Source organism: Clostridium sp. JNZ X4-2 (assembly GCF_054889485.1).
This window is the reverse complement of sequence record NZ_CM142685.1, coordinates 2779374-2800889: the sequence shown is the minus strand read 5'-3', so window position 1 is coordinate 2800889 and position 21516 is coordinate 2779374. Positions and strand designations below refer to the sequence as shown.

General features: G+C 31.3%; 23 protein-coding genes. 19 read left to right on the top strand and 4 right to left on the bottom strand.

Annotated features, from left to right (window positions below):
* Positions 1-30 precede the first annotated feature (30 nt).
* The 10 genes from ACYUJ6_RS13440 to ACYUJ6_RS13395 all read left to right on the top strand — a co-directional run bounded on the left by ACYUJ6_RS13440 (position 31) and on the right by ACYUJ6_RS13395 (position 10938).
* Positions 31-927 carry a dihydroorotate dehydrogenase gene (locus ACYUJ6_RS13440; protein WP_461845517.1) on the top strand — a complete coding sequence of 299 codons (897 nt, stop codon included), beginning with the start codon at positions 31-33 and terminating at the stop codon, positions 925-927.
* 10 nt (positions 928-937) lie between these two features.
* Entirely contained in the window at positions 938-1510 is a 573-nt protein-coding gene (gene pyrE, locus ACYUJ6_RS13435) for an orotate phosphoribosyltransferase (RefSeq protein WP_461843263.1), read from the top strand.
* A gap of 209 nt (positions 1511-1719) precedes the next feature.
* Positions 1720-2517 (top strand): hypothetical protein, encoded by a 798-nt coding sequence (locus tag ACYUJ6_RS13430; protein WP_461843262.1) that lies wholly within the window; start codon positions 1720-1722, stop codon positions 2515-2517.
* A 211-nt stretch (positions 2518-2728) separates the two neighbouring features.
* A complete protein-coding gene (locus ACYUJ6_RS13425) occupies positions 2729-3517 on the top strand; it encodes a sugar phosphate isomerase/epimerase family protein (RefSeq protein ID WP_461843261.1) in 789 nt (262 codons plus the stop codon).
* A gap of 267 nt (positions 3518-3784) precedes the next feature.
* A complete protein-coding gene (gene tig, locus ACYUJ6_RS13420) occupies positions 3785-5077 on the top strand; it encodes a trigger factor (protein ID WP_461843260.1) in 1293 nt (430 codons plus the stop codon).
* A 116-nt stretch (positions 5078-5193) separates the two neighbouring features.
* The gene (clpP, locus tag ACYUJ6_RS13415) at positions 5194-5778 is read left to right on the top strand and encodes an ATP-dependent Clp endopeptidase proteolytic subunit ClpP (protein ID WP_461843259.1); all 585 of its coding nucleotides are present in this window, start codon (positions 5194-5196) and stop codon (positions 5776-5778) included.
* A 19-nt stretch (positions 5779-5797) separates the two neighbouring features.
* Complete coding sequence (clpX, locus tag ACYUJ6_RS13410; protein WP_461843258.1) at positions 5798-7087, top strand: ATP-dependent Clp protease ATP-binding subunit ClpX; 1290 nt, start codon at positions 5798-5800, stop codon at positions 7085-7087.
* Positions 7088-7285: 198 nt separating this feature from the next.
* Positions 7286-9607 carry an endopeptidase La gene (lon, locus tag ACYUJ6_RS13405; RefSeq protein WP_461843257.1) on the top strand — a complete coding sequence of 774 codons (2322 nt, stop codon included), beginning with the start codon at positions 7286-7288 and terminating at the stop codon, positions 9605-9607.
* An 11-nt stretch (positions 9608-9618) separates the two neighbouring features.
* A complete protein-coding gene (yihA, locus tag ACYUJ6_RS13400) occupies positions 9619-10218 on the top strand; it encodes a ribosome biogenesis GTP-binding protein YihA/YsxC (protein WP_461843256.1) in 600 nt (199 codons plus the stop codon).
* 24 nt (positions 10219-10242) lie between these two features.
* Positions 10243-10938 (top strand): lysostaphin resistance A-like protein, encoded by a 696-nt coding sequence (locus ACYUJ6_RS13395; protein WP_461843255.1) that lies wholly within the window; start codon positions 10243-10245, stop codon positions 10936-10938.
* Positions 10939-11016: 78 nt separating this feature from the next.
* Here ACYUJ6_RS13395 and ACYUJ6_RS13390 read toward each other — a convergent pair whose 3' ends face one another.
* Positions 11017-11400, bottom strand: a complete 384-nt coding sequence (locus tag ACYUJ6_RS13390; RefSeq protein WP_461843254.1) for a hypothetical protein — start codon at positions 11398-11400, stop codon at positions 11017-11019.
* Between the two features lie 250 nt (positions 11401-11650).
* On the opposite strand from ACYUJ6_RS13390, the gene ACYUJ6_RS13385 reads away from it, so the two are divergent.
* Positions 11651-12604: a helix-turn-helix transcriptional regulator gene (locus ACYUJ6_RS13385; RefSeq protein WP_461843253.1), complete on the top strand. Its 954-nt coding sequence runs from the start codon at positions 11651-11653 to the stop codon at positions 12602-12604.
* Positions 12605-12925: 321 nt separating this feature from the next.
* Entirely contained in the window at positions 12926-13381 is a 456-nt protein-coding gene (gene tnpA, locus ACYUJ6_RS13380; protein ID WP_461843252.1) for an IS200/IS605 family transposase, read from the top strand.
* Positions 13382-13489: 108 nt separating this feature from the next.
* On the opposite strand, the gene ACYUJ6_RS13375 is transcribed toward tnpA, so the two are convergent.
* On the bottom strand, positions 13490-14431 hold the full coding sequence (locus ACYUJ6_RS13375; protein WP_461843251.1) for an FG-GAP repeat domain-containing protein: 942 nt from the start codon (positions 14429-14431) through the stop codon (positions 13490-13492).
* Positions 14432-14595: 164 nt separating this feature from the next.
* Here ACYUJ6_RS13375 and ACYUJ6_RS13370 point away from each other — a divergent pair, with 164 nt between their 5' ends.
* On the top strand, positions 14596-15819 hold the full coding sequence (locus tag ACYUJ6_RS13370) for an ABC transporter substrate-binding protein (protein ID WP_461843250.1): 1224 nt from the start codon (positions 14596-14598) through the stop codon (positions 15817-15819).
* Between the two features lie 61 nt (positions 15820-15880).
* On the opposite strand, the gene perR is transcribed toward ACYUJ6_RS13370, so the two are convergent.
* Positions 15881-16300: a transcriptional regulator PerR gene (gene perR, locus ACYUJ6_RS13365; RefSeq protein WP_461843249.1), complete on the bottom strand. Its 420-nt coding sequence runs from the start codon at positions 16298-16300 to the stop codon at positions 15881-15883.
* A 188-nt stretch (positions 16301-16488) separates the two neighbouring features.
* Here perR and cobC point away from each other — a divergent pair, with 188 nt between their 5' ends.
* From cobC to ACYUJ6_RS13335, 6 genes are all read left to right on the top strand, one after another.
* Positions 16489-17082, top strand: a complete 594-nt coding sequence (gene cobC, locus ACYUJ6_RS13360) for an alpha-ribazole phosphatase (protein ID WP_461843248.1) — start codon at positions 16489-16491, stop codon at positions 17080-17082.
* A gap of 99 nt (positions 17083-17181) precedes the next feature.
* Complete coding sequence (cobS, locus tag ACYUJ6_RS13355; protein ID WP_461843247.1) at positions 17182-17943, top strand: adenosylcobinamide-GDP ribazoletransferase; 762 nt, start codon at positions 17182-17184, stop codon at positions 17941-17943.
* A gap of 32 nt (positions 17944-17975) precedes the next feature.
* The gene (cobU, locus tag ACYUJ6_RS13350) at positions 17976-18524 is read left to right on the top strand and encodes a bifunctional adenosylcobinamide kinase/adenosylcobinamide-phosphate guanylyltransferase (protein ID WP_369705360.1); all 549 of its coding nucleotides are present in this window, start codon (positions 17976-17978) and stop codon (positions 18522-18524) included.
* 41 nt (positions 18525-18565) lie between these two features.
* Positions 18566-19633, top strand: coding sequence for an FAD:protein FMN transferase (locus tag ACYUJ6_RS13345; RefSeq protein WP_461843246.1), 1068 nt, complete (start codon positions 18566-18568; stop codon positions 19631-19633).
* A 143-nt stretch (positions 19634-19776) separates the two neighbouring features.
* Complete coding sequence (locus tag ACYUJ6_RS13340; RefSeq protein WP_369705358.1) at positions 19777-19971, top strand: DUF1858 domain-containing protein; 195 nt, start codon at positions 19777-19779, stop codon at positions 19969-19971.
* Between the two features lie 45 nt (positions 19972-20016).
* Positions 20017-20211, top strand: a complete 195-nt coding sequence (locus ACYUJ6_RS13335) for a DUF1858 domain-containing protein (protein ID WP_369705357.1) — start codon at positions 20017-20019, stop codon at positions 20209-20211.
* Between the two features lie 34 nt (positions 20212-20245).
* Here the strand turns inward: ACYUJ6_RS13335 and ACYUJ6_RS13330 are convergent, their stop codons facing one another.
* On the bottom strand, positions 20246-21154 hold the full coding sequence (locus ACYUJ6_RS13330) for a cation diffusion facilitator family transporter (RefSeq protein ID WP_461843245.1): 909 nt from the start codon (positions 21152-21154) through the stop codon (positions 20246-20248).
* Positions 21155-21516 lie beyond the last annotated feature (362 nt).

The window sequence follows — 21516 nt, the reverse complement described above, 5'->3', positions numbered from 1 at the left end:
ATTATAAAAATCATTATCTGGAAGGAGGTTATTGATTTGGTGGATATATGCGGTGTAAACTTGAAGAATGCTGTAATTGCTGCATCGGGAACCTTTGGATTTGGAGAAGAATACAATGAGATTTATGATGTATCCAAATTGGGGGCAATATGCTCCAAGGGAATTACCCTGAATAAAAGAGAAGGAAACAAGGGCATGAGAATTTTTGAAACTACAGGAGGCATATTAAACAGTGTTGGGCTTCAAAACCCGGGTGTAGAGCATTTTATAAATATTGAACTTCCAAAAATGAAAAGATACAATACAGTCATTATAGCCAATTTGGGCGGGAGTACTTTAGAAGAATATGTTGAGGCTGCACAAAAATTGAGTGATTCGGATGTGGACATTGTAGAGCTTAACATATCTTGTCCTAATGTAAAGAGCGGAGGCATGGCCTTTGGGATAAAATCCGAAATAGCTTATAAAGTAGTGAAGGCTGTTAGAGAGGTATGCAGGAAACCGCTTATGGTGAAGCTGTCTCCAAATGCAGAAGATATTGTGGATATGGCTTATAGATGCTGTGAAGCCGGAGCAGACAGTATATCCCTTGTAAATACATTTAAAGCTATGGCAGTGGATATAAAAAATAAAAGAGCGGTGTTTGACAATGTGACTGCGGGACTTTCCGGTGCTGCAATAAAACCAATAGCTCTCAGAATGGTATATGAGGTTTCAAAGATTGTAAAGGTTCCTGTAGTTGGAATAGGGGGGATATGCAGCTGGGAGGACGCTTTGGAGTTTATCATGGCAGGAGCCAGTGCAGTTCAGATTGGAACTGCAAATTTTATTAAGCCGGATATATGCTTGGATATAATAGATAATATAGAAAAATATATGGCAGATGAAAATATAAAGGATCTAGAGGAGATAAGAGGAATAATTTAGGAGGAAGATTATGGATGATTTAGTTATAGACATTTTAAAACAGGCAGGAGCACTTTTGGAAGGACATTTTTTACTTTCTTCAGGTAAGCACAGCAATAAATACTGCCAGTGTGCCAAACTTTTGCAATACCCGGATAAAGCTGAAAAAGTATTATCGGTGATTGCTGATAAATTAAAAGATGTAAATTTTGATAAAATAGTTGGCCCTGCAATGGGAGGGGTAATAGTTTCCTATGAGCTTGCAAGACAGACTGGAAAACCTGGAATATTTGCAGAAAGGCAGAATGGAAATATGACTATAAGAAGAGGCTTTGAGATAAATCCAGGGGAGAAAGTCATAATTTCAGAAGATGTAGTGACTACGGGAAAATCCTCTTTAGAAGTTGCCAGGGTAATAGAAAACCTGGGAGGAGAAGTTGCAGGTATATGCTGTATAGTGGACAGAAGCTCAAGAAATATTAAAATACCATATCCTGTCTATAGTGCGGTAAAATTAAATATAATTACTTATAATGCAGAAGATTGTCCTATGTGTAGAAATGGGCTGGATTATATAAAACCTGGAAGCAGAGTGTTCAAATAAGTTCAAAGATGATGTATGCATTGAAATATATTTGGGAAGGTTCACAAAAAATTAGTACTATTTCTTAGAATTTTGAGTTATAATAAATAACGAGTATTCATGTTATTAATATAAAGAATTAAGATAGTTTTATAACTATATATGATTTATATTTATAGATAATTATTTGAATTTATAATTTTAATACTGAGTATAGGAGGAGTTTTTGAGTGGGTAAGCCAAGTATTTTTAGCAAAGAGTATGGAAAGAAAATGCGACGCCGCAAGAGAAATATAGTTATACTTGTGATAGCGTGTTTATTGGTAATAGTTTTAGCTGTAATCTACATAAGAGGGGCATTCAAAGATGTGATAAATGGAACAAATAAAATAAAAAGCAATATTTCTGCTGAAAATAAACAAGTAAAGGGTAATGGTGAGAGTACAAAAACATCTTCAATAGATAGTAAAACCCAATCAACAGACAAGAATGCCAAAAAAGAGAATAACTATAAGGTACAATTAAGTGATGGTAAAGATGTAAATTTAATATATGAGGGTAAAGGCAATGATAAAAAATTTAAAAGTGTTACTCCTGGAGATGGAAGTGTAGCTTATGATATAAGTCCATCTGCTAAAGATATAGTATTATTTGATAATAAATCTCAGAGTATATTGTTAGTGGACATAAATGGAAATAAGCAGGATATGACAAATCCACAGTATGTATCCACTACTGGTACGGTAATAACCAAAGATGCCCAGATAGCCAGCAATCCAAATTATATATGGTGCTCTTCACCAAAATTTTTGGACGATAATAATATTGCATATATAAGTCAGCTGCCCTGGATTGGAAAGACTGCAAAATATGTGTGGATAGAGAGTCTGCAAGATAAAAATCATGTTATGGTTCAGGACATACAAGGAGAAGATATAAAATTTCAGGGATTGACTGATAAAGGGCTTACAGTAGTTGAAGACGGTACAACTGTTTATGTAAATGCGTCGGGTTCTGTTACCCAGTAGAAGGTTTATGAACTTCTGCTGGGTATTTTCACAGTGAATTGTAAAACTGTTCCAAGGTTAGCTGTAACTTTCCCATAGGGAATAACTTTTTATGAATATTAGAAGAGCTAATACAGAAGTGTGACAATGCTTATCTCTCTTTTTAGAGAAGAGTGAGTCCATCGAAGAGCAAGTCCAGCGGTCATGAGATAAATATGAATTTGGAGGTATTATGGATATAGGATTATCATCTGCCAGTTTTTATCCATATGTTAATACGGAAGACAGTATAGCTTTAATGAAAAATCTAGGATTTAAAATTGGAGAGATATTTTTAAATAGTGACAGTGAATATGAAGAAGATTTTGGAAAGCTGCTTTTGCAGCAAAAATTAGAAAATGATTTTACCATTAATTCTATTCATGCATTTTCTTCTTCTTTTGAACCTTATTTGTTTGACCGGTATAAAAGAAGAAGAGATGATGCTTTTCTGAAGTTTAAGAAAGTATGTAAATTGGCAAAATTGTTGGGAGCCAGATGTTATACTTTTCACGGTATGAGGTATGGGAAGCTGCATGAAATTCACAGCAATTTTATTTTCGATATTTATAATAAATTGGCATATACAGCAGTTGAGCAGGGTATAAAATTATGCCAGGAAAATGTATTTTGGTGTTTATCCAGTAATACTGATTTTTTGTATGAACTTAAAGAAAAATGTACTGAACCCATATATTTTACCCTGGATATAAAACAGGCTTATAGAGCAGATAAAACACCTGAAGAATATATAGATGTTATGGGCAGTGCTGTGGAAAACCTGCATGTAAATGACAGAAATGATAAAAGCTCCTGTTTGCTTCCGGGTAAGGGAAAGGTAGATTATAAAAAAATATTTTGTAAATTAAAGGAAATAGGGTATAATAAAGTGGGTATAATTGAAGTATATAGTGACAATTATAAAAACTACTGTCAGTTAAAGGAAGCCAAAGATTATATTTGTAATATATGCAGCAGTTAAAAATACTATAAAATTTTGTCTGCCTGATGTGAGATTGTAGTACGAATATTATAATTTTAGTGGTAAAATATATATAATGGAGTGGTCAAGTGATTCTTATGGACGGTGAAGTTTTTTCATAAGGGATGCTTTTCATTTTTAATATTGAAATTAAATTACAGTCAAGAAGTAAAAGTGGCAGGTATGATGTATAAATGTATATAGATATATGATATAATAGCATAGTTGATATAAGCATATAGAGTAATTATTGGGAGGAATTTTATAATGAATGTTAAGAAGGAAAAGATAGAAGAGAATGTTGTAAAATTAGAAATAACTGTAGAATCGTCAAAATTCGATGAAGCAATGAAAAAATCATTTGCCAAAAATGCCAAAAAATTTAATATACCAGGTTTTAGAAAGGGTAAGGCCCCTATGAATATAATAAAGAAATATTATGGTGAAGGAGTTTTTTATGAAGATGCCATAAATTTCTGTTGTGATGATACATATCCGCAAGTATTGGAAGAGAATAATATAAAACCTGTAGATTATCCTCAGATTGATATAATTCAAATAGGAAATGATAAAGATTTTGTGTATACAGCAACTGTAACTGTATTTCCAAAGGTTAAACTTGGAGAATACAAAGATCTTGAAGTGAAAAAAAATACATATAATGTAACGGATGAAGAAGTAGAAAAAGAATTGAAGACAATACAGCAAAAAAATGCTAGAATAGAAACAAAGGAAGATGGAAATGTAGAAAAAGGAAATATTGCCATAATAGATTTTAAGGGATCTGTGGATGGAAAGGATTTTGAAGGCGGAGAAGGAAAGGATTATCAATTAGAAATTGGTTCAGGAACCTTTATAGATAATTTTGAAGATCAACTGATAGGATTAAAAGCAGGTGATTCAAAGGATGTCCATGTAAAATTCCCTAAAGAATATGGAAGAGAAGATTTAAATGAAAAGGAAGCACTATTCAAAGTTACAGTTAAAGAGATAAAAATTAAGGAATTACCAGAGCTTGATGACGAATTTGCAAAGGAAATATCTGAATTTGATACTTTAGAGGAAGTAAAAAAGGATATAAGAGATAAAAAACAGGCAGCAAATGAATTAAAGGCTGAGGGAGAATTTGAAGAAGCGGTTTTGGATGCGGTTTGTTCAAATGCAGAAGTAAATATACCAGAAGCCATGATTAAAAAAGAAGTAGATAATATGCTTAAGGATTTGGAGATGAAATTGAAATACCAGGGACTGGATCTTAAAACTTATTATCAGTATACAAATAGCACTGAAGAAAAGGTTAGGGATTATATGAAAGAAACAGCAGAAAAAAGGGTAAAAACAGATTTGGTTATTGGAGAGATAGCTAAGGTAGAAGATATAAAAGCAGAAGATGAGGAACTTTTAGAGAGAGCAAAAAGCATGGCTAAACAATATAACAGCAAGGATATTGAGAAAATGTCAAAATTAATCTTTGACAGCCAGAAAGAGTATTTAAGAACAGATGTAATAAATGGAAAGGTAATAAAGATGTTAGTGGACAGCAGCAAGGTAATAGATTAATATGACAGGCAGTCAATTGATGGAAATTTTCCAGCAATTGACTTCAAAATATAATATAAATTATTTTTGATGTATACTAACTATAAAAGATGGTTATATAAAAGGAGGAGAGTTTTATGAGTTTAGTACCAGTAGTTGTGGAACAGACAAATAGAGGAGAAAGATCTTACGATATTTATTCTAGACTTTTGAAAGATAGGATAGTAATGTTAAGTGAGGAAGTAAATGATGTAACGGCCAGTCTTGTAGTGGCACAATTGCTGTTTTTAGAAGCGGAGGATCCGGATAAAGACATATATCTTTACATAAATAGCCCAGGAGGATCCATAACCTCTGGAATGGCAATTTATGATACAATGCAGTATATAAAGTCGGATGTATCCACTATATGCATAGGAATGGCAGCTTCTATGGGTGCATTTTTGCTTACAGCTGGTGCAAAGGGAAAAAGATTTGCACTTCCAAATGCGGAAATAATGATACATCAGCCTCTTGGTGGATTTCAAGGCCAGGCCACTGATATAGGAATTCATGCCAATAGAATACTGAAAATAAAAAAGAAGCTGAATACTATAATAAGTGAAAGAACAGGTCAACCACTTGAAAAAGTTCAAAACGACACAGAGAGAGATAACTTTATGTCGGCAGAAGAAGCTAAGAATTATGGCTTGATAGATGAAGTTATTACAAAGAAGAAATAACCTTTAGTGAGGTGTAGAAATGGCAAAAAATGATGAAAAAAAGCAGCTTAAATGCTCATTCTGCGGTAAGACACAAGATCAAGTTAGAAGATTAATTGCGGGACCGGGAGTATATATCTGTGATGAATGTATAGAACTTTGTTCCGAGATAATAAGCGATGAATTTGAGGAAGATGTTCAAATAGATATGACTTCAATTCCAAAGCCCATAGAAATAAAAAATTATCTTGATCAGTATGTAATAGGTCAGGAGAGTGCAAAAAAATCACTATCAGTAGCTGTATATAATCACTATAAAAGAATAAATTCAAACAAGGAAAGTGATGATATAGAACTTCAAAAAAGTAATATACTTTTGCTTGGACCTACAGGATCCGGCAAGACACTTTTGGCTCAGACTCTGGCGAAGTTTTTAAATGTACCTTTTGCTATTGCAGATGCCACTACTCTTACAGAAGCCGGATATGTAGGCGAAGATGTGGAAAATATATTGCTGAAACTCATACAAAATGCAGATTATGATATAGAAAGAGCTGAACATGGAATAGTTTATATAGATGAAATAGACAAGATAGCTAGAAAATCTGAAAATCCATCTATAACCAGGGATGTATCTGGAGAGGGTGTACAGCAGGCACTTTTGAAAATATTAGAAGGTACTGTTGCTTCAGTGCCGCCTCAGGGAGGAAGAAAACATCCACATCAGGAATTTATCCAGATTAATACCACTAATATATTGTTTATATGCGGTGGAGCTTTTGATGGTATAGATAGTATAATAGAGCGAAGAACCAGGATAAGTACGCTTGGCTTTGGTGCAGATATACAGTCTAAAAAAGAAAAGGATATAGGAAAACTTTTAAAGGAAATAATGCCGGGAGATCTTTTGAAATATGGCCTTATACCTGAGTTTGTAGGAAGGATTCCTATTATAGTGACCTTGGAGGCACTGGATAAAAGTGCATTGATAAGTATTTTAAAGGAACCTAAAAATGCACTTGTGAAACAATACAAAAAACTTTTTGAATTTGATGATGTGGAACTTGAGTTTAAGGATGATGCATTGGATGCAATAGCAGAAGAGGCATTGGAGAGAAACACTGGTGCAAGAGGTCTTAGAGCTATTATAGAGGAAACTATGAAGGATGCAATGTTTGATATTCCTTCAAAAGAAGAAATAGCCAAGGTAATAATAGATAAAAATGCAGTTGCAACAGGAAAACCCCAGGTTATAAATGCTGAGAATGGGAAGAGAACTCCTATTAAACTAAAAAAATCAAGGACACGAAAGGGCCCTGAAACTGCATAAGTTCATATAAAGGAGAGTACTGATTTCGGTACTCTTTTTTAAGTAAATTTTAGATTGTTTACACCTAATTTAGCAATATGATTATCAACAAAATATATGGCAATTGAAAAAAATATGTTTTACAGTTATAATAAAATGATCTATTTGTTAGTAAAATTGTTGTTATACTATAAAATCTTTTAAAAGGAGGAGAGAGATATGGATAAAAATTTAAGAATTCTTCCTCTAATTCCGTTGAGAGGTATTACTATATTTCCATATATGGTTTTGCATTTTGATGTAGGTAGAGAAAAATCAATACTTGCGTTAGAAGAGGCTATGCTTGCAGAACAAAAAATATTTTTAACTGCACAGAAGGAAGCAAAAACTGAAGAGCCAAGTAAAGAAGACATATTCAAGATAGGTACAATTTGTAATATAAAACAGATATTAAAATTACCTGGGGATACAGTTAGAGTACTTGTAGAAGGTGAATCCAGGGCAATACTTAGAGAATATATCAGTGAGGAACCTTTTTTTAAGGTTAAAATTGAAGTAATAAAAGATGAAGATTATGATAAAAATAAAAATTGTGAGGCACTTGTACGTGCTATAGAAAAAAATTTTGATGAATATATAAAATTGTCAGGTAATATACCCGTAGAAACTATAATCACACTGGATGAGTTAAATAATCCTGGAAGACTAGCTGATACTGTAAGCTCCTATTTGATGCTTAAACAGGAAAAAAAGCAGGAGCTTCTTGAATGTTATGATATAGAAAAAAGACTTGAAAAAGTACTTTCCATACTGGCAAATGAAATAGAAATTCTGAAATTGGAAAGAAAGATAGGAATTAAGGTAAAAAATAAAATAGATAAAGTTCAAAAGGAATACTATTTAAAGGAGCAGTTAAAGGCTATACAGGAGGAACTTGGAGAAGATGATGAGGATAAAAAAGAGATAAAAAGGTATAAGAATAAAATAACCAGGGCTAAACTGCCCAAAGCTGTTAAAGATAAGACATTGTATGAATTGGATAGACTTAAAAATACAGGATCTTATTCTTCAGAAGGAGGGGTAATAAGAACTTATTTGGATTGGATATTGGATTTGCCCTGGAATATTCAAACTAAGGATAATTTAAATATAAAACTAGCTAGAGAAATACTTGAAAAGGATCATTATGGATTAAAAGATGTTAAAGATAGAATAATTGAGTATTTGTCAGTTAAAAAAATGAGCAATTCTCTTAAGGGACCTATACTCTGCCTTGTAGGGCCTCCTGGTGTAGGAAAAACTTCTATTGCAAAGTCCATAGCTCATGCTTTAAATAGAAATTTTGTTAGAATGTCACTTGGGGGAGTGAGAGACGAGGCTGAAATCAGGGGACACAGGAAAACTTATGTAGGAGCTATTCCAGGGAGAATCATATATGGAATAAAACAGGCAAAATCAAAAAATCCGCTGTTTTTATTGGATGAAATAGATAAAATGAGTAATGATTTCAGAGGGGATCCAGCTGACGCGCTTTTAGAAGTTCTGGATAGCGAGCAAAATAGCACCTTTAGAGATCACTATATTGAATTGGATTTCGATTTGTCTAATGTCATGTTTATAACTACTGCAAATACTCTGGAAACTATTCCAAGACCACTTTTTGACAGAATGGAAGTAATAGAGGTATCTGGATATACTGTTGAAGAAAAATTTCATATATGTAAGAAATATTTGATACCCAAAGAGCTGAAGGAAAATGGAATAGAAAATAATGAAATTACCTTTTCAGACTCATCTATATATAAATTGATAGATAATTATACAAGGGAATCCGGGGTTAGAAGTCTGGAAAGAAAAGTTGCTGCCGTTATAAGAAAAGCCATATCAGAAATGATGGAAAAGGATAAAAAAAGTATAAGTATAACTGTCACTAAGGTAAAATACTATCTTGGTTCTGAAATATTTATTTATGATAAGGCAAATGAAGAAGATAAGGTTGGAGTAGTTATGGGAATGGCATGGACAGGATATGGAGGAGATACTCTTCCTGTTGAGGTAAGTGTCATGCCTGGAAGTGGAAAATTACAATTGACAGGTCAACTTGGAGATGTGATGAAGGAATCCGCTAAAGCTGGATATAGTTATATAAGGGCAAATTCACATAAATATGGAATCGAAAGTGGATTTTATAAGGATTATGATTTACATATACATGTACCGGAAGGTGCAGTGCCCAAAGATGGACCTTCTGCAGGTGTGACCATGGTAACCGCCATGATATCTGCTTTGAGTAAAAGAAAGATAAAACATAATGTAGCTATGACGGGAGAAATAACTCTCACGGGAAGAGTGCTTCCTATAGGAGGATTAAAAGAAAAGAGCCTTGCAGCATACAGGGCGGGCATAGATACAGTTATAATTCCTGAAAAGAATAAAGATGATTTACTGAAGATTCCCAATACAGTTAAAAGCAAGATGAAATATATATTGGCAGATAATATAGATGTAGTACTGAAAAATGCACTTTTAACTAAAGATTAGGTGGGATTATTATGGAAATAAAGCAATCGGAATTTGTAATTTCAGCAGTACGTTCAAATCAGTATCCTAAAGATAATAGAGAAGAGATAGCTTTTGTGGGAAGATCCAACGTTGGGAAGTCTTCCCTTATAAATTCACTTGTAAATAGAAAAAAGTTAGTTAAAGTAAGCAGTACTCCAGGCAAAACCAGGTTAATTAATTTTTTTTTGATAAACAAGAAGTTCTATTTTGTAGATTTACCGGGTTATGGTTATGCAAAAGTTTCAAAAAAAGAAATGGAAAGCTGGGGAGGGGTAATAGAAGAATATTTGCATGATAGAAAACAGCTGAAGGTAATAGTCCTTATTCTAGATTGCAGACATAAACCAACTGCGGATGACATAACTATGTATAAGTGGATAAAACATTATAATTATAGAATTATTATTGTAACTACTAAAATTGATAAGGTTTCTAAAAGTAAATTGTATAATAATTTGAAAATTATACGGAATACCTTAAAATTAGAAGAAGCTGATAGAATTTTATCTTTTTCTTCTTTAAATAAACAAGGCAGGGAAGAAATTTTGGATACCCTGGATTCTATGGTTGATTTTATTCCTAAAGGTTAAGAATTAAACAAGGAGAAATTAATAATGTTTGGATTGAATATTATAAAAAACATTTTAGTCTTTATGATTGTTTATATACCGCCATTTTTACTATTTGCAAAGTTCTGGAGAGAAGGCAAGAGGAGTAATATAGGCTTGATTCCTATTGGTATATTATATGTAGTGCTTTCCCTGTTTACAGAAAATCTTATACCATTTATCTTTGTAATTATTAACCTATGGTATATAAGACATACAGATGAATTTTACAAATTTACTCTAAAAAATTTTAAATTCTTTAAAGCATTAAAAATGGTATTTATATTTTATTTGGCTACTATTTTTATATCAGCAGTGGAGACCATGGTACTTTCTAATTTTAAAGTGGAATTAAAACAGCAGGATATAGTTACCAATATGGCCAGCATGCCTTTGGGAAAGTTTTTAATAATGATTCCCATAGTTATAATATTTGCACCTATATTGGAAGAATTCGTATTTAGGTGGATTATATTTGAAAAGATATTAAAGAAGAGAATGGGAATTTACCTGGCAGCACTTTTAAGCAGTTTTTTATTTGCAGTAATACATTTTAACTTAAATGTATTTCCAATAATACTATGGATCGGGCTGTATAATTGTTATTTAATAAATAAAAAAGGGTATTGGTATGCGGTATTTAATCATTTTACATTTAATTCAATAACTGTAGCTGCACTTCTGCTGCAAAAATTAAGGTGATTTTATGAATAAAAAAAACACTATCAAGATTAAAACGAAATAGAAAATTTTGATAGTGCTTTTTAAATGTAATTTTAATTACTTTCTATGTGTATTTCTACCGGAATTGCTGGAATTCATATAGTCGTTTAATATTTTAGCTGCATCCGGGGAGTTCTGCAACTCTTTTACTGCACGGAGCAGGTCTTCTTTTATAGTCCCTTCGCTTTCTATTTTTGATAATCTATTTTCTAGTTCTGACAGCTGGGATTTTATATTGGAGTTGTTAAAACCTGATGCAGCGGGGCCGCTGGACGAATTTCCTGAATTCAAATTGTTCATAAGTGAACTCAGCTGATCATTGCCAAGGCTTTTATTTCCTCCTAATGAAGATATTATGGACAGAAGCTGAGTTATATCTATATTATTTAAAATATCAGCTATATTAAAACCATTATTATAGTTTCGATGGTGTTTTGACATATAATATTCACCTCATTTTTAATGTTCTCTATTTAGTAAATAGAGTTTGTACTTTTATATGTGTGTGCCAAATTCAATTTATACTATATACTATTCAAAATGAATAAATTTGATACAAAAAGGAAAACGTATAATGAATATTGCAGATAATGAGCGTAATTTAATTTTATGTAAAATTTTATTAAAAAAATTATAGAAAATAACGATATAATTAAATGTTACTATAATTTTATATTGGGGGGTAAAGAGTATGTCTAAAATTTCTAATTTATTAGAAATAATAATGATAATACAGTATAAGGGATTGACTACTGCATCGGAATTAGCTCAAACGTTAGGAGTAGACAAGAAAACCGTATATAGATATATAAGTAGTTTGAATAAAGCCAATATACCCGTCTACACTAAGAAAGGAAGATATGGCGGGTTTTATATAGATAAGAATTTTTATATGAAGCCTGCAAATTTAACTGAAGAAGAACTTAGAGCGCTTCTTATAGCCTCGGAAATACTTACAAAACAAAATGGGTTTATATATGAAAAAGAGCTTAAAAATGCAGTTTATAAAATAAAAGGCGTTTCTATAAATTCAGATATGAATTTAGATCAAATGGATGATACAGGAAGTTTTTCAATAGATTTTATAGGTAATACTGGAAATTTAGAGGATAAGATATCACAGGTAAGCTATTCCATGAGCAGAGGTAGAAGTTTAAGCATAAACTACTTTTCAATAAATAAAAACAATCTGACTATGAGAAAGGTAGATCCATATAACTTAATATTTAAACAGGGAGATTGGTATGTAATAGGGTATTGTCACATGAAAGACGATGTGGAAAGTTTTAAATTGAACAGAATAAAAAGCTTAAAAGTAAGTAATGATATTTACATGAGACCACATACGTTTTCACTGAAGGAATATTTAAATGATCACTGGGGATTGTTTATGGGGGATAAAATAAAAGTGGTAATAAAATTTAGCAGAAATATATCTCATTTTATAAAAAATATAAAATGGAACCCGAATCAGCATATAGATGAATTGGAAGATGGAGATATACTTCTCAGCTTATATGTAGATGATATTGAAGATATAAAGGTATGGGTAATGGGCTTTGGAAAAAGTGCAGAGATAATTGAGCCTGAAGGATTAAGAAAAAATATAAAATTGGAGTTAGAGGAGTTATGTAAAAAATATTAAAATTTTTGAGTAATATGAATAATTTATTTATATTAGGACAATATAATAAATGTAATTAGGAGATATAAAAATCTCCTTAGCATCAAATAATACAAAGTATTAAGTATGTTTGATGTGATAACCCCCCATCCCCCTTGGGACCGCGTATACGGTCCCTTTTTAATTTATGTTTTAACAAGTTGAAGGTACTTTAGTACCTGAAACTAAAAACCGCCCGCTATGCGGGTGTGATTAAATGCTTAAGCAAAAAAAGTATTACCTTTTTTGTTATAATGATGAATGTTCAAGTCATCAAAATAATTAGAAAGAAGGTAATACTCTATGGCAGAAAGTTTAGCACATAGCAAGTGGTTATGCAAGTACCATATAGTATTTACGCCCAAATATCGAAGAAAGATAATATACTACAAATTGAGAGAAGATATAAAAGAAATAATAAAAGATTTGTGTAAATGGAAAGGTATAAGAATTATAGAAGGACATATGATGCCGGATCATATACATCTTTTAGTATCGATACCTCCCAAAACAAGTGTGTCAAGTTTTATGGGATATCTTAAAGGGAAAAGTTCAATGATGATATTTGATAGGCACTCAAATCTTAAATATAAATTTGGAAATAGACATTTTTGGGCAGAAGGATATTATGTGAGTACAGTAGGACTTAATGAAGCAACAATAGCAAAGTATATTCGAGAACAAGAAAAAAATGATCAAATAATGGATAAGATTACAATAAAAGAATTGGAAAACCCTTTTAAGGGTACAGTTAGGTAATCAATCCACTGAGGCTTGAACAAGGTAAAAGCCAGCGTCATTTAGGCGCTGGAAGTATTACGCCCTTATAGGGCTTGAGCAAGCCACCTCTTTTAGGGGTGGTTATGACTATCTGCTTCTATACATAGAGGCAATTTTAAAATAGTAATTTTTAGTACTGCTGTTATCTGGTATGAGAATCAAATCCAATGTATAATTTTTTATTATATTTTTATCTGCCTTAGAAATACCTTTAAAGTTTAAAGCCCAGGAAACTTCAGAAACATTGCCATTTTTATCGCACTTATTCTCCATGAAGAAACCATCCTGGAATACATAGAAATTATTTTCTCCTGTTAAGTTGCCGATTAAAGCCAGGTTTTCTTTGGATATTTTAGGTGAAAATATATTCTTGGGTTTATAGGGTTCACTTTCAGGAAGCCCTTGTATAAACTTTACAAATGAATAAATGGTATCCTGACCCATTAAAGTACTGTTATATTCATAATCATAATTTTTAAATTTATTATTTAAAAATATGTACTTGGAAATTGAAATAGCATTTTCACCTAATTTACCTGATACAATTTTTGGAGTTTTGTTATTTTTGCAATCCATAAACCCAAGTATGTTGTTGGAACTTGAGATAATGTTCTTAAATTTACTGCCGTCAAACATAAAGATGCGTTGGACAGGCTTATTTGCTATTGAACCCTGTATGAATATTTCAGGTATTTTATTCCTCGATATATCCATGAGAGTTATCCTCAAAGGCCAGTGTGGAGAATAGTCCTCAATTATTGATGAATTTTTATTAGTGCTCAGGATAAAAGTTTTATTATCTATAGTTGCATTCATTAAATAGTTATTATCCTTTCTCCGAATGGATAATATATCATCTTTGCCGTCTCCATTAAGATCAGCTTTTATTTTTTTATTACTGGAAATAGTGTTGAATGAAGGAGAAGAATCCCTGGATACTATAAAAATTATGGATAGAAAAATGATTAACAATAACAATATTAAAAAGTAAATATGTCTTTTACTTAGGAATATTACCCTAAATTTCATAAATTTCACCTCCATTTAATTATATGAACTTATTATATATTTAATTATTTATGTACAAAATAAATTTATAAAATATTAATTCTATAAGAAATAAGTTTAATATAAGAACAATAAGCATAAGTAGTTTTTCAGGTGCTTATATTGAAAGTGAGATGAGAAAATTTATGCTTTATAAGAAAAAAATAATAATATCCTTTTTAGTATTAATACTGGTATTTAATTTATTTGCATGCGGCAAAAATAATCAGATGACTGATAATAGGCAAATAAAAATATATATAGGAGTAAAAGACAAGGAATCTTTAAACATGATAAAATACTTGACAGATGAATACAGGAAAGCAAATCCTAAAACTGAATTAAATATAAATAATGCCATGGGAGAAAGAGTAGATGAAGATATAAATGATAGCAGTAATATGGATGTCATATTTACTTCCAGAACAGATATGTTAAGCTTAATTAGAAAAGGAGTCTTATCTGATGTAAGAAACATATATAAGGAAAATGGTGTAAATAACAGGTATTATAGTATATCAAAATCCTATGGAAGATTTAACGATAAATATTATGGTATTGCATTGGCTCCTTATACTATAGAAATATTATGTAATGAAGAAGCTTTTAATAAATTAAACTTAAAAGTACCAAATACAATGAATGAATTTATAGATACTTTAAAAATTCTCAATTCTTTACAAAAAAGAATACCTGTAGTGTTAAATGAGGGCATGGATATAAATGTCGCTTTATTTTCTATTATGTCCAACAGTTTGATTCCAATGAGAAAGCTGGAAAGCATATATGATAGCGGACCTTCAGCTTATAAGGCATTAGCCGGGATACAGGGATGCTTTGACAGGTTGGAGGATATGGTAAAAAACGGATATGTAAATAAGGATACTTTTGAAATTGGCAATGAAAATACTGTACAAAAATTTGATAGAGATGACATACCTGTATTAATAGCATCTTCCTGTTATATAAGAGATCTCAAAAATTCCAGAATAAAATGTTTGGAATCTTATAATTCAGCATCCAATAATGTTAACATTCCTGTTATGGCAGATACTGTAATGGGTATTCCTGTAAGTGGTAAAAATACAGATGAAATGAGTGATTTTGTAAAATTTGTGCTCAGTGACAATGCCCAAAAAAAATTATATAAAAAGGGATTTGCAACAGGGGACAAAAAGGCAGATATTCCAAAAGGAAATATAAACAAAGATGTAATAATGCATTTGAAAAATAGTACAGAAGACAATATATCCTTTATATATAATGTACCTAAAAATTTCAGATCCAATATATCTATTAAAATAGATCATATATTTTCAGGAAAATATACGGGGAATGAATGGAATGAAATAGTGGAAGAGTCATATTAGAATATAAAAAATTGGCAGCCGCAATTAATTCAATTGTAACTGCCATCATCCTGACATTGATTTAATGAATATCTTTTTTGCAATTTTTACATATGCCATAAAAATAAACCTGATTGCTTATTACTTCGTAGTCAACGTAATTTTTAATTTTATCATTTAGAGATGTAAAGCAAACTCCTTCTACGTCATCTACTCTTCCACAATTTAAACATTGAATGTGAGAATGAGGCTGAACATTTCCATCATATCTGAAATTGCCTTCTCCTACATTTATTTCCTGTATCAGATTTACTTCAACCAATGTCTTTAATGCCTTGTACACGGTTGCCAAACTCATGGTAGGATAATCTTGCTGCAGGGTTTTATATATTGTCTCTGCTGAAGGATGTTCTTTAGTAGATTGTAAATATTTATATACTGCAATACGTTGAGGAGTGAGTTTCAATTTTTTATTTCTAAAGATACTAGTTAAGTTATCCATAAACACCATCCTTATTTTATAATCAATTATAACTATATAATAAAAATTATTACTTGTCAAAAGTAATTTTATAGTAATTATTTGGTTATATTCATAATAAGTTATAAAACTCACAGTTTTTAATTTGTATATTTTATATTAATAATATATAATAAAGACAATTAATTAAGCAGAGGTATAAAATTTATATGAATATTTATTTTGTAAGACATGGACAAACTGATCAAAATAATAATAAATATTATTATGGAAAAATGGATGTATCGTTAAATGAAAAGGGTTTAGATCAGGCTAAAAAAGCGGCTGTGCTTTTGAATCATATAAGATTTGATGAAGTTTATATAAGTGAGAGAAGAAGAACTGCTCAAACGGCTGATATAATTTTAAGGAATAATTTAAAAAAATTTAATGTAGACAAGAGAATAAATGAAATAAGCTTTGGAAAATTTGAAGGTAAAAGTTATGAGAATATAAAAAAGATGTATCCAGAGGAATATGCCAGATGGTGCAGTGATTGGAAAAATGAATCACCTCCGGAGGGAGAAAGTTATGTGGAATTTTATTCAAGGATACATGATTTTATGGATGATATTTTAAAATTAAATAAAGAAAATATTCTCATAGTCACCCATGGCGGTGTTATAAGATCTGCTTATTGCTATGTCCTAGATGAGAATTTGGATTTTTTTTGGAAGTTTGCATCAAAAAATGGTGATATTACTCTGGTGAAATATGAATACCATAATTTATACATAGACAGCATAACTCATGTTGACATTTAGTACTTATGCTGTAAAATTTGAATTGGACCATTTCATATAGTATTTATCAAATCAAGCAGTGAATATTAATACCTTTAAAATATTAAGGGGGGGATTTTTGTGCGAGAATTTATTAATAATTTTCTTTTGATGATTCAATTTTTAACTAGAATTCCGGTAAATAAAAGTTTGCCCTGCGGAAAAGAAAATTTTAGAAGAGCATCTATTTTTATGCCTGTTATAGGGCTTATAGTGGGGGGAATACAGTGGATAATATATAAATTGGCTATACTTATACTGCCAGTAAATATTTCTGCAGTTATTGTGCTGTTGGCGGGGATAATATTGACTGGTGCATTACATGTAGACGGATTAGGGGACATGTGTGATGGTTTTTTTGCTTTTAAGGGCAATGATAGGATAATAGATATAATGAAAGACAGCAGAATAGGAAGTTATGCCTGTGTCACCATAGTGCTGGATTTGCTTTTAAAATACAGCCTGCTTTGTTTTATAGTGCCCAGGTTCTCCCTTATAATAGTAGCAGCACCTGTTGTAGCCAGATTCTCCATAGTATTTATAGCTTTTATAGGCAGAACAGCTAAAAGTACAGGATCAGGAAACTTATTTATAGGCAATATAGGAAAACTCCAAATGTTTCTTACTGCATGCATAGCTGTGATTATCCTGCTTTTTGTGGTTAATATAAATCCCGGATATGTGGCTATATTGATGCTGGCCGCTTTTATTGTGCCGTTTATATTTAATCTGTATTGTAATAGAAAAATAGGAGGACTTACAGGAGATCTATTCGGGGCGGATAATGAGATGGTAGAAATAATCACAATGCTTATAGTATCTGTTGTAATTATGCACTTATAATAGGTTATGATACTTGTTTGGAGGATAAGAACATGGGAAAAATAATTTTGGTAACGGGAGGAAGCAGAAGTGGGAAAAGTACTTTTGCTGAAAAACTTTTAAAGGATAAGGAAGAAGTCCTTTATATAGCTACAGCTGTAGTTACAGATGATGAAATGAAAAAAAGAATAGAAAATCATAAGTTAAGGAGAAATCCAAATTGGATAACCCATGAAGGATATAGGGGATTGGGTAATGTAATAAGAAACAGCCAATGTCAATATATAATGTTGGAATGTATAGGCACTATGATAACCAACATAATCTTTGAAAAGAAAGTTGACTTTGATAATATTACTTTTGATGAAATAAAAGAATTGGAAGAGTATATTATGGAAGAAGTTAAAAGTATAATTTTTTCAATAAATATAAGTTCCAAACATATTTTAATTGTAACTAATGAAGTGGGTTTAAGTATAGTGCCGGAATATAAACTGGGTAGAATATTCGTGGATATTTTAGGAAGGGTAAATCAATTTATAGCTCAGTCAAGTGATGAGGTATATTTGATAGCCTGTGGTCTGCCGTTAAAATTAAAATAAGCGGTTTAAACCGTTTGCTTTATTAAAAGGGGTTAAATGAAATGAACTATAGTAAAAAAATACATATTTTCTTAATTGCAATAATAATAATATCTGTGATCCCATTATCTTCATGTATAAATAACAATGGAAATTCAGAACCTATATCAAAAACTGAATATATGTTGGGAACTATATGTACAATAACCGTATATGACAACAAGTCTGAAACAGTTATAAATAATTCTATAGATAAGGCTTTTGCAAGAATTAAAGAAATTGAAAATAAAATGAGTGTAAATAAATCGGGAACAGAAGTTGATGCTGTAGCAAATGCTGCAGGCAAGAATTTTGTCAAAGTGTCGGATGACACTTTCTATGTGCTGAAAAAGGGTAAATATTATTCAGGGCAATCCTCGGGATCTTTTGATATAACTATTGGACCGTTAGTAAAGCTGTGGGGAATAGGAACGGATCATGCCAGAGTTCCTTCTCAGCAGGAAATTGATGAAAAAAAATCACTGGTCAATTATAAGGATCTTCTGCTGGATGAAAAGAATAAAAAAGCAATGCTTGCAAAACCTGGAATGTCTTTGGACTTAGGGGGAATTGCCAAGGGATATTCAGCGGATGAAGCAGCAAGGATATTGAAGGAAAATGGAGTTGAACATGCTATTGTAAATTTAGGTGGAAATGTTCTGACTATAAATGACAATCCTGATGGCAATCCATGGACCGTAGGAATACAGGATCCCTTCAAATCAAGGGGGAGCGTAGTTGGTACCATAGATGTTACCAATAAAACAGTGGTCACATCAGGTATATATGAGAGGCATTTTGAAAAAAACGGCAAAAAATATCATCATATACTAAATCCCTTTACTGGGTATCCTATGGATAATAATTTAGCCAGTGTGACACTGGTGACAAATGTGTCCATAGATGCTGATGCCATGACAAAAAATATATTTTATTTGGGATTGGATAAAGGTGCGGAATATGTGAAAAAGGTGCCAGGATTAAGTGCCATATTTATTACTAAAAATAAAGAGGTTTATGTTACAGAATCATTAAAAAATGATTTCCAAATCACTAATTCAAGTTTTAAATTGATTCATGATATTAAATAAATTACGTAATAATATTTTAATTTATGTAAAGCTTGCTATGAAATGATTTTAGTATTAAAATTATTCTATGATACTTATTAGTAAGTAATAATATATAGGCATACTAAATCAGTATGTTAATAATTTAAAGTGAGGTATAAAATATGTCTAAGATAACCAAGGATATGACTATAGGTGAAATAATTGGATTACATCCGAGGCATGCTGAAACATTGATGACATTTGGAATGGGATGTGTAGCCTGTTCTGCATCTCAAGGAGAAACTTTAGAGGAGGCAGCTATGGTACATGGAATAGATGTTGACAATCTGTTGAGGGCATTAAATGCACTTGTTTAGTGGATGAATGGGTTTTATAAAAAATTGTAAGGAGAGGTTAATATTATGGCTAAGATTACTAAAGACATGACTATAGGGGATGTAGTAAAAATAAATCCCACATATGCTGAAATACTTATGGATTTTGGAATGGGATGCATAGGTTGTCCTGCATCATTGGCTGAAACAGTAGAAGAAGCAGCTATGGTACATGGTGTAAATGTAAAAAAATTGGTTAAAGCACTAAATGAAGTAGAATAAAAGTAATTGTTTTTAAAATAGATAGGAGGTACTCCTATCTATTTTTGCATTTTGATTTGTTGGAAAGTCCACAATCTATACAATCATTATCACAGGATTCCAGGTGAATCATTACCTCTGTATTTTCAAGGGATCTGCTCATTTCACTTTCTATATTATTGCAAATATCATGGGCCCTTTTCATATGCATGTTCCCGGGAAATACAAGGTGAAGATCCACATATCTTTTATTGCCGGATTTTCTAGTCCTTAATTTATGAAAACCACAGTATCCAGAACTATATTTAGATATAGCATTGGTTATAATGGATATTTCATCATCAGATAATTTTACATCTACCAGTGGATCAAAGGCAGTTTTTAAAAGATTAAAAGCTTCTTTTAAAATAAACAGAGCTATGAATATAGCTACCAGAGGATCTAAAAAATGAAGATTGGTAATCCATATCAAAAATAATCCAACACCAACTCCTAGGGAGGAATACACATCTGTCTTAAGATGAAGAGCATCTGCCTTTAAAGCTATAGAATCATTTTTCTCTGCTACTTTGTATAGTTTTTTAGATACAAAAAAGTTTATAATTGCTGATAAAAACATGATTAAAAAACCCAGGGTAGATGAACCTATTTCTTTTCCGCTGACGAGCCTTTTGGAAGCTTCTATTATTATAAATATGGAGGCGGTGAAAATCAATATTGATTCCAGTACACCAGATACATCTTCAAATTTTCCATGACCATAAGGATGTTCTTTATCCGCAGGTTTGGATGATATTCTCACAGAAAAAAATGATATTATGGATGCAGCCAAATCCATGGTGGAGTGTATGGCTTCAGATAGAATACTTACTGAACCTGTAATTACACCTACTATTAATTTCATGATTATTAAACTGCTATTAGAAATTATAGAAAGCCTGGCAGTCTTTACTCTTTCATCCATTAAAAAACATCTCCTAAAATTCAATAATTATCAAATGATAAATTATAATACCTATTATAATAGGCTAATATGCCTTATAAGTCAATAGAAATATGAAATAATAGGCTTTATCAATTGACAAAGAGAATCAATTTTAAAGTTTGCAAATATACAAGTTAATCCATCTATTATTATATATAATAATAATTAAATTTGTTCATTGGGAAAAACCTAATATTTTTCAAATTTTTATGTATGAGAATCTTTATATTTCAAATAATAAGTTAGGAAAGATATACTTTCTGCCTTAAAGGTGAAAGGAATGACTTATTTTAGAAGAAAATAAAGGTGGAGAGAGTTTGTAATGCAAATATGCTCTACAA

Coding starts and splice junctions, on each gene's coding strand:
- pyrE (WP_461843263.1), top strand. CDS start 938: ATGGATGATTTAGTTATAGACATTTTAAAACAGGCAGGAGCACTTTTG.
- ACYUJ6_RS13425 (WP_461843261.1), top strand. CDS start 2,729: ATGGATATAGGATTATCATCTGCCAGTTTTTATCCATATGTTAATACG.
- tig (WP_461843260.1), top strand. CDS start 3,785: ATGAATGTTAAGAAGGAAAAGATAGAAGAGAATGTTGTAAAATTAGAA.
- clpP (WP_461843259.1), top strand. CDS start 5,194: ATGAGTTTAGTACCAGTAGTTGTGGAACAGACAAATAGAGGAGAAAGA.
- clpX (WP_461843258.1), top strand. CDS start 5,798: ATGGCAAAAAATGATGAAAAAAAGCAGCTTAAATGCTCATTCTGCGGT.
- lon (WP_461843257.1), top strand. CDS start 7,286: ATGGATAAAAATTTAAGAATTCTTCCTCTAATTCCGTTGAGAGGTATT.
- yihA (WP_461843256.1), top strand. CDS start 9,619: ATGGAAATAAAGCAATCGGAATTTGTAATTTCAGCAGTACGTTCAAAT.
- ACYUJ6_RS13395 (WP_461843255.1), top strand. CDS start 10,243: ATGTTTGGATTGAATATTATAAAAAACATTTTAGTCTTTATGATTGTT.
- ACYUJ6_RS13390 (WP_461843254.1), bottom strand. CDS start 11,400: ATGTCAAAACACCATCGAAACTATAATAATGGTTTTAATATAGCTGAT.
- ACYUJ6_RS13385 (WP_461843253.1), top strand. CDS start 11,651: ATGTCTAAAATTTCTAATTTATTAGAAATAATAATGATAATACAGTAT.
- tnpA (WP_461843252.1), top strand. CDS start 12,926: ATGGCAGAAAGTTTAGCACATAGCAAGTGGTTATGCAAGTACCATATA.
- ACYUJ6_RS13375 (WP_461843251.1), bottom strand. CDS start 14,431: ATGAAATTTAGGGTAATATTCCTAAGTAAAAGACATATTTACTTTTTA.
- ACYUJ6_RS13370 (WP_461843250.1), top strand. CDS start 14,596: ATGCTTTATAAGAAAAAAATAATAATATCCTTTTTAGTATTAATACTG.
- perR (WP_461843249.1), bottom strand. CDS start 16,300: ATGGATAACTTAACTAGTATCTTTAGAAATAAAAAATTGAAACTCACT.
- cobC (WP_461843248.1), top strand. CDS start 16,489: ATGAATATTTATTTTGTAAGACATGGACAAACTGATCAAAATAATAAT.
- cobU (WP_369705360.1), top strand. CDS start 17,976: ATGGGAAAAATAATTTTGGTAACGGGAGGAAGCAGAAGTGGGAAAAGT.
- ACYUJ6_RS13345 (WP_461843246.1), top strand. CDS start 18,566: ATGAACTATAGTAAAAAAATACATATTTTCTTAATTGCAATAATAATA.
- ACYUJ6_RS13340 (WP_369705358.1), top strand. CDS start 19,777: ATGTCTAAGATAACCAAGGATATGACTATAGGTGAAATAATTGGATTA.
- ACYUJ6_RS13335 (WP_369705357.1), top strand. CDS start 20,017: ATGGCTAAGATTACTAAAGACATGACTATAGGGGATGTAGTAAAAATA.
- ACYUJ6_RS13330 (WP_461843245.1), bottom strand. CDS start 21,154: ATGGATGAAAGAGTAAAGACTGCCAGGCTTTCTATAATTTCTAATAGC.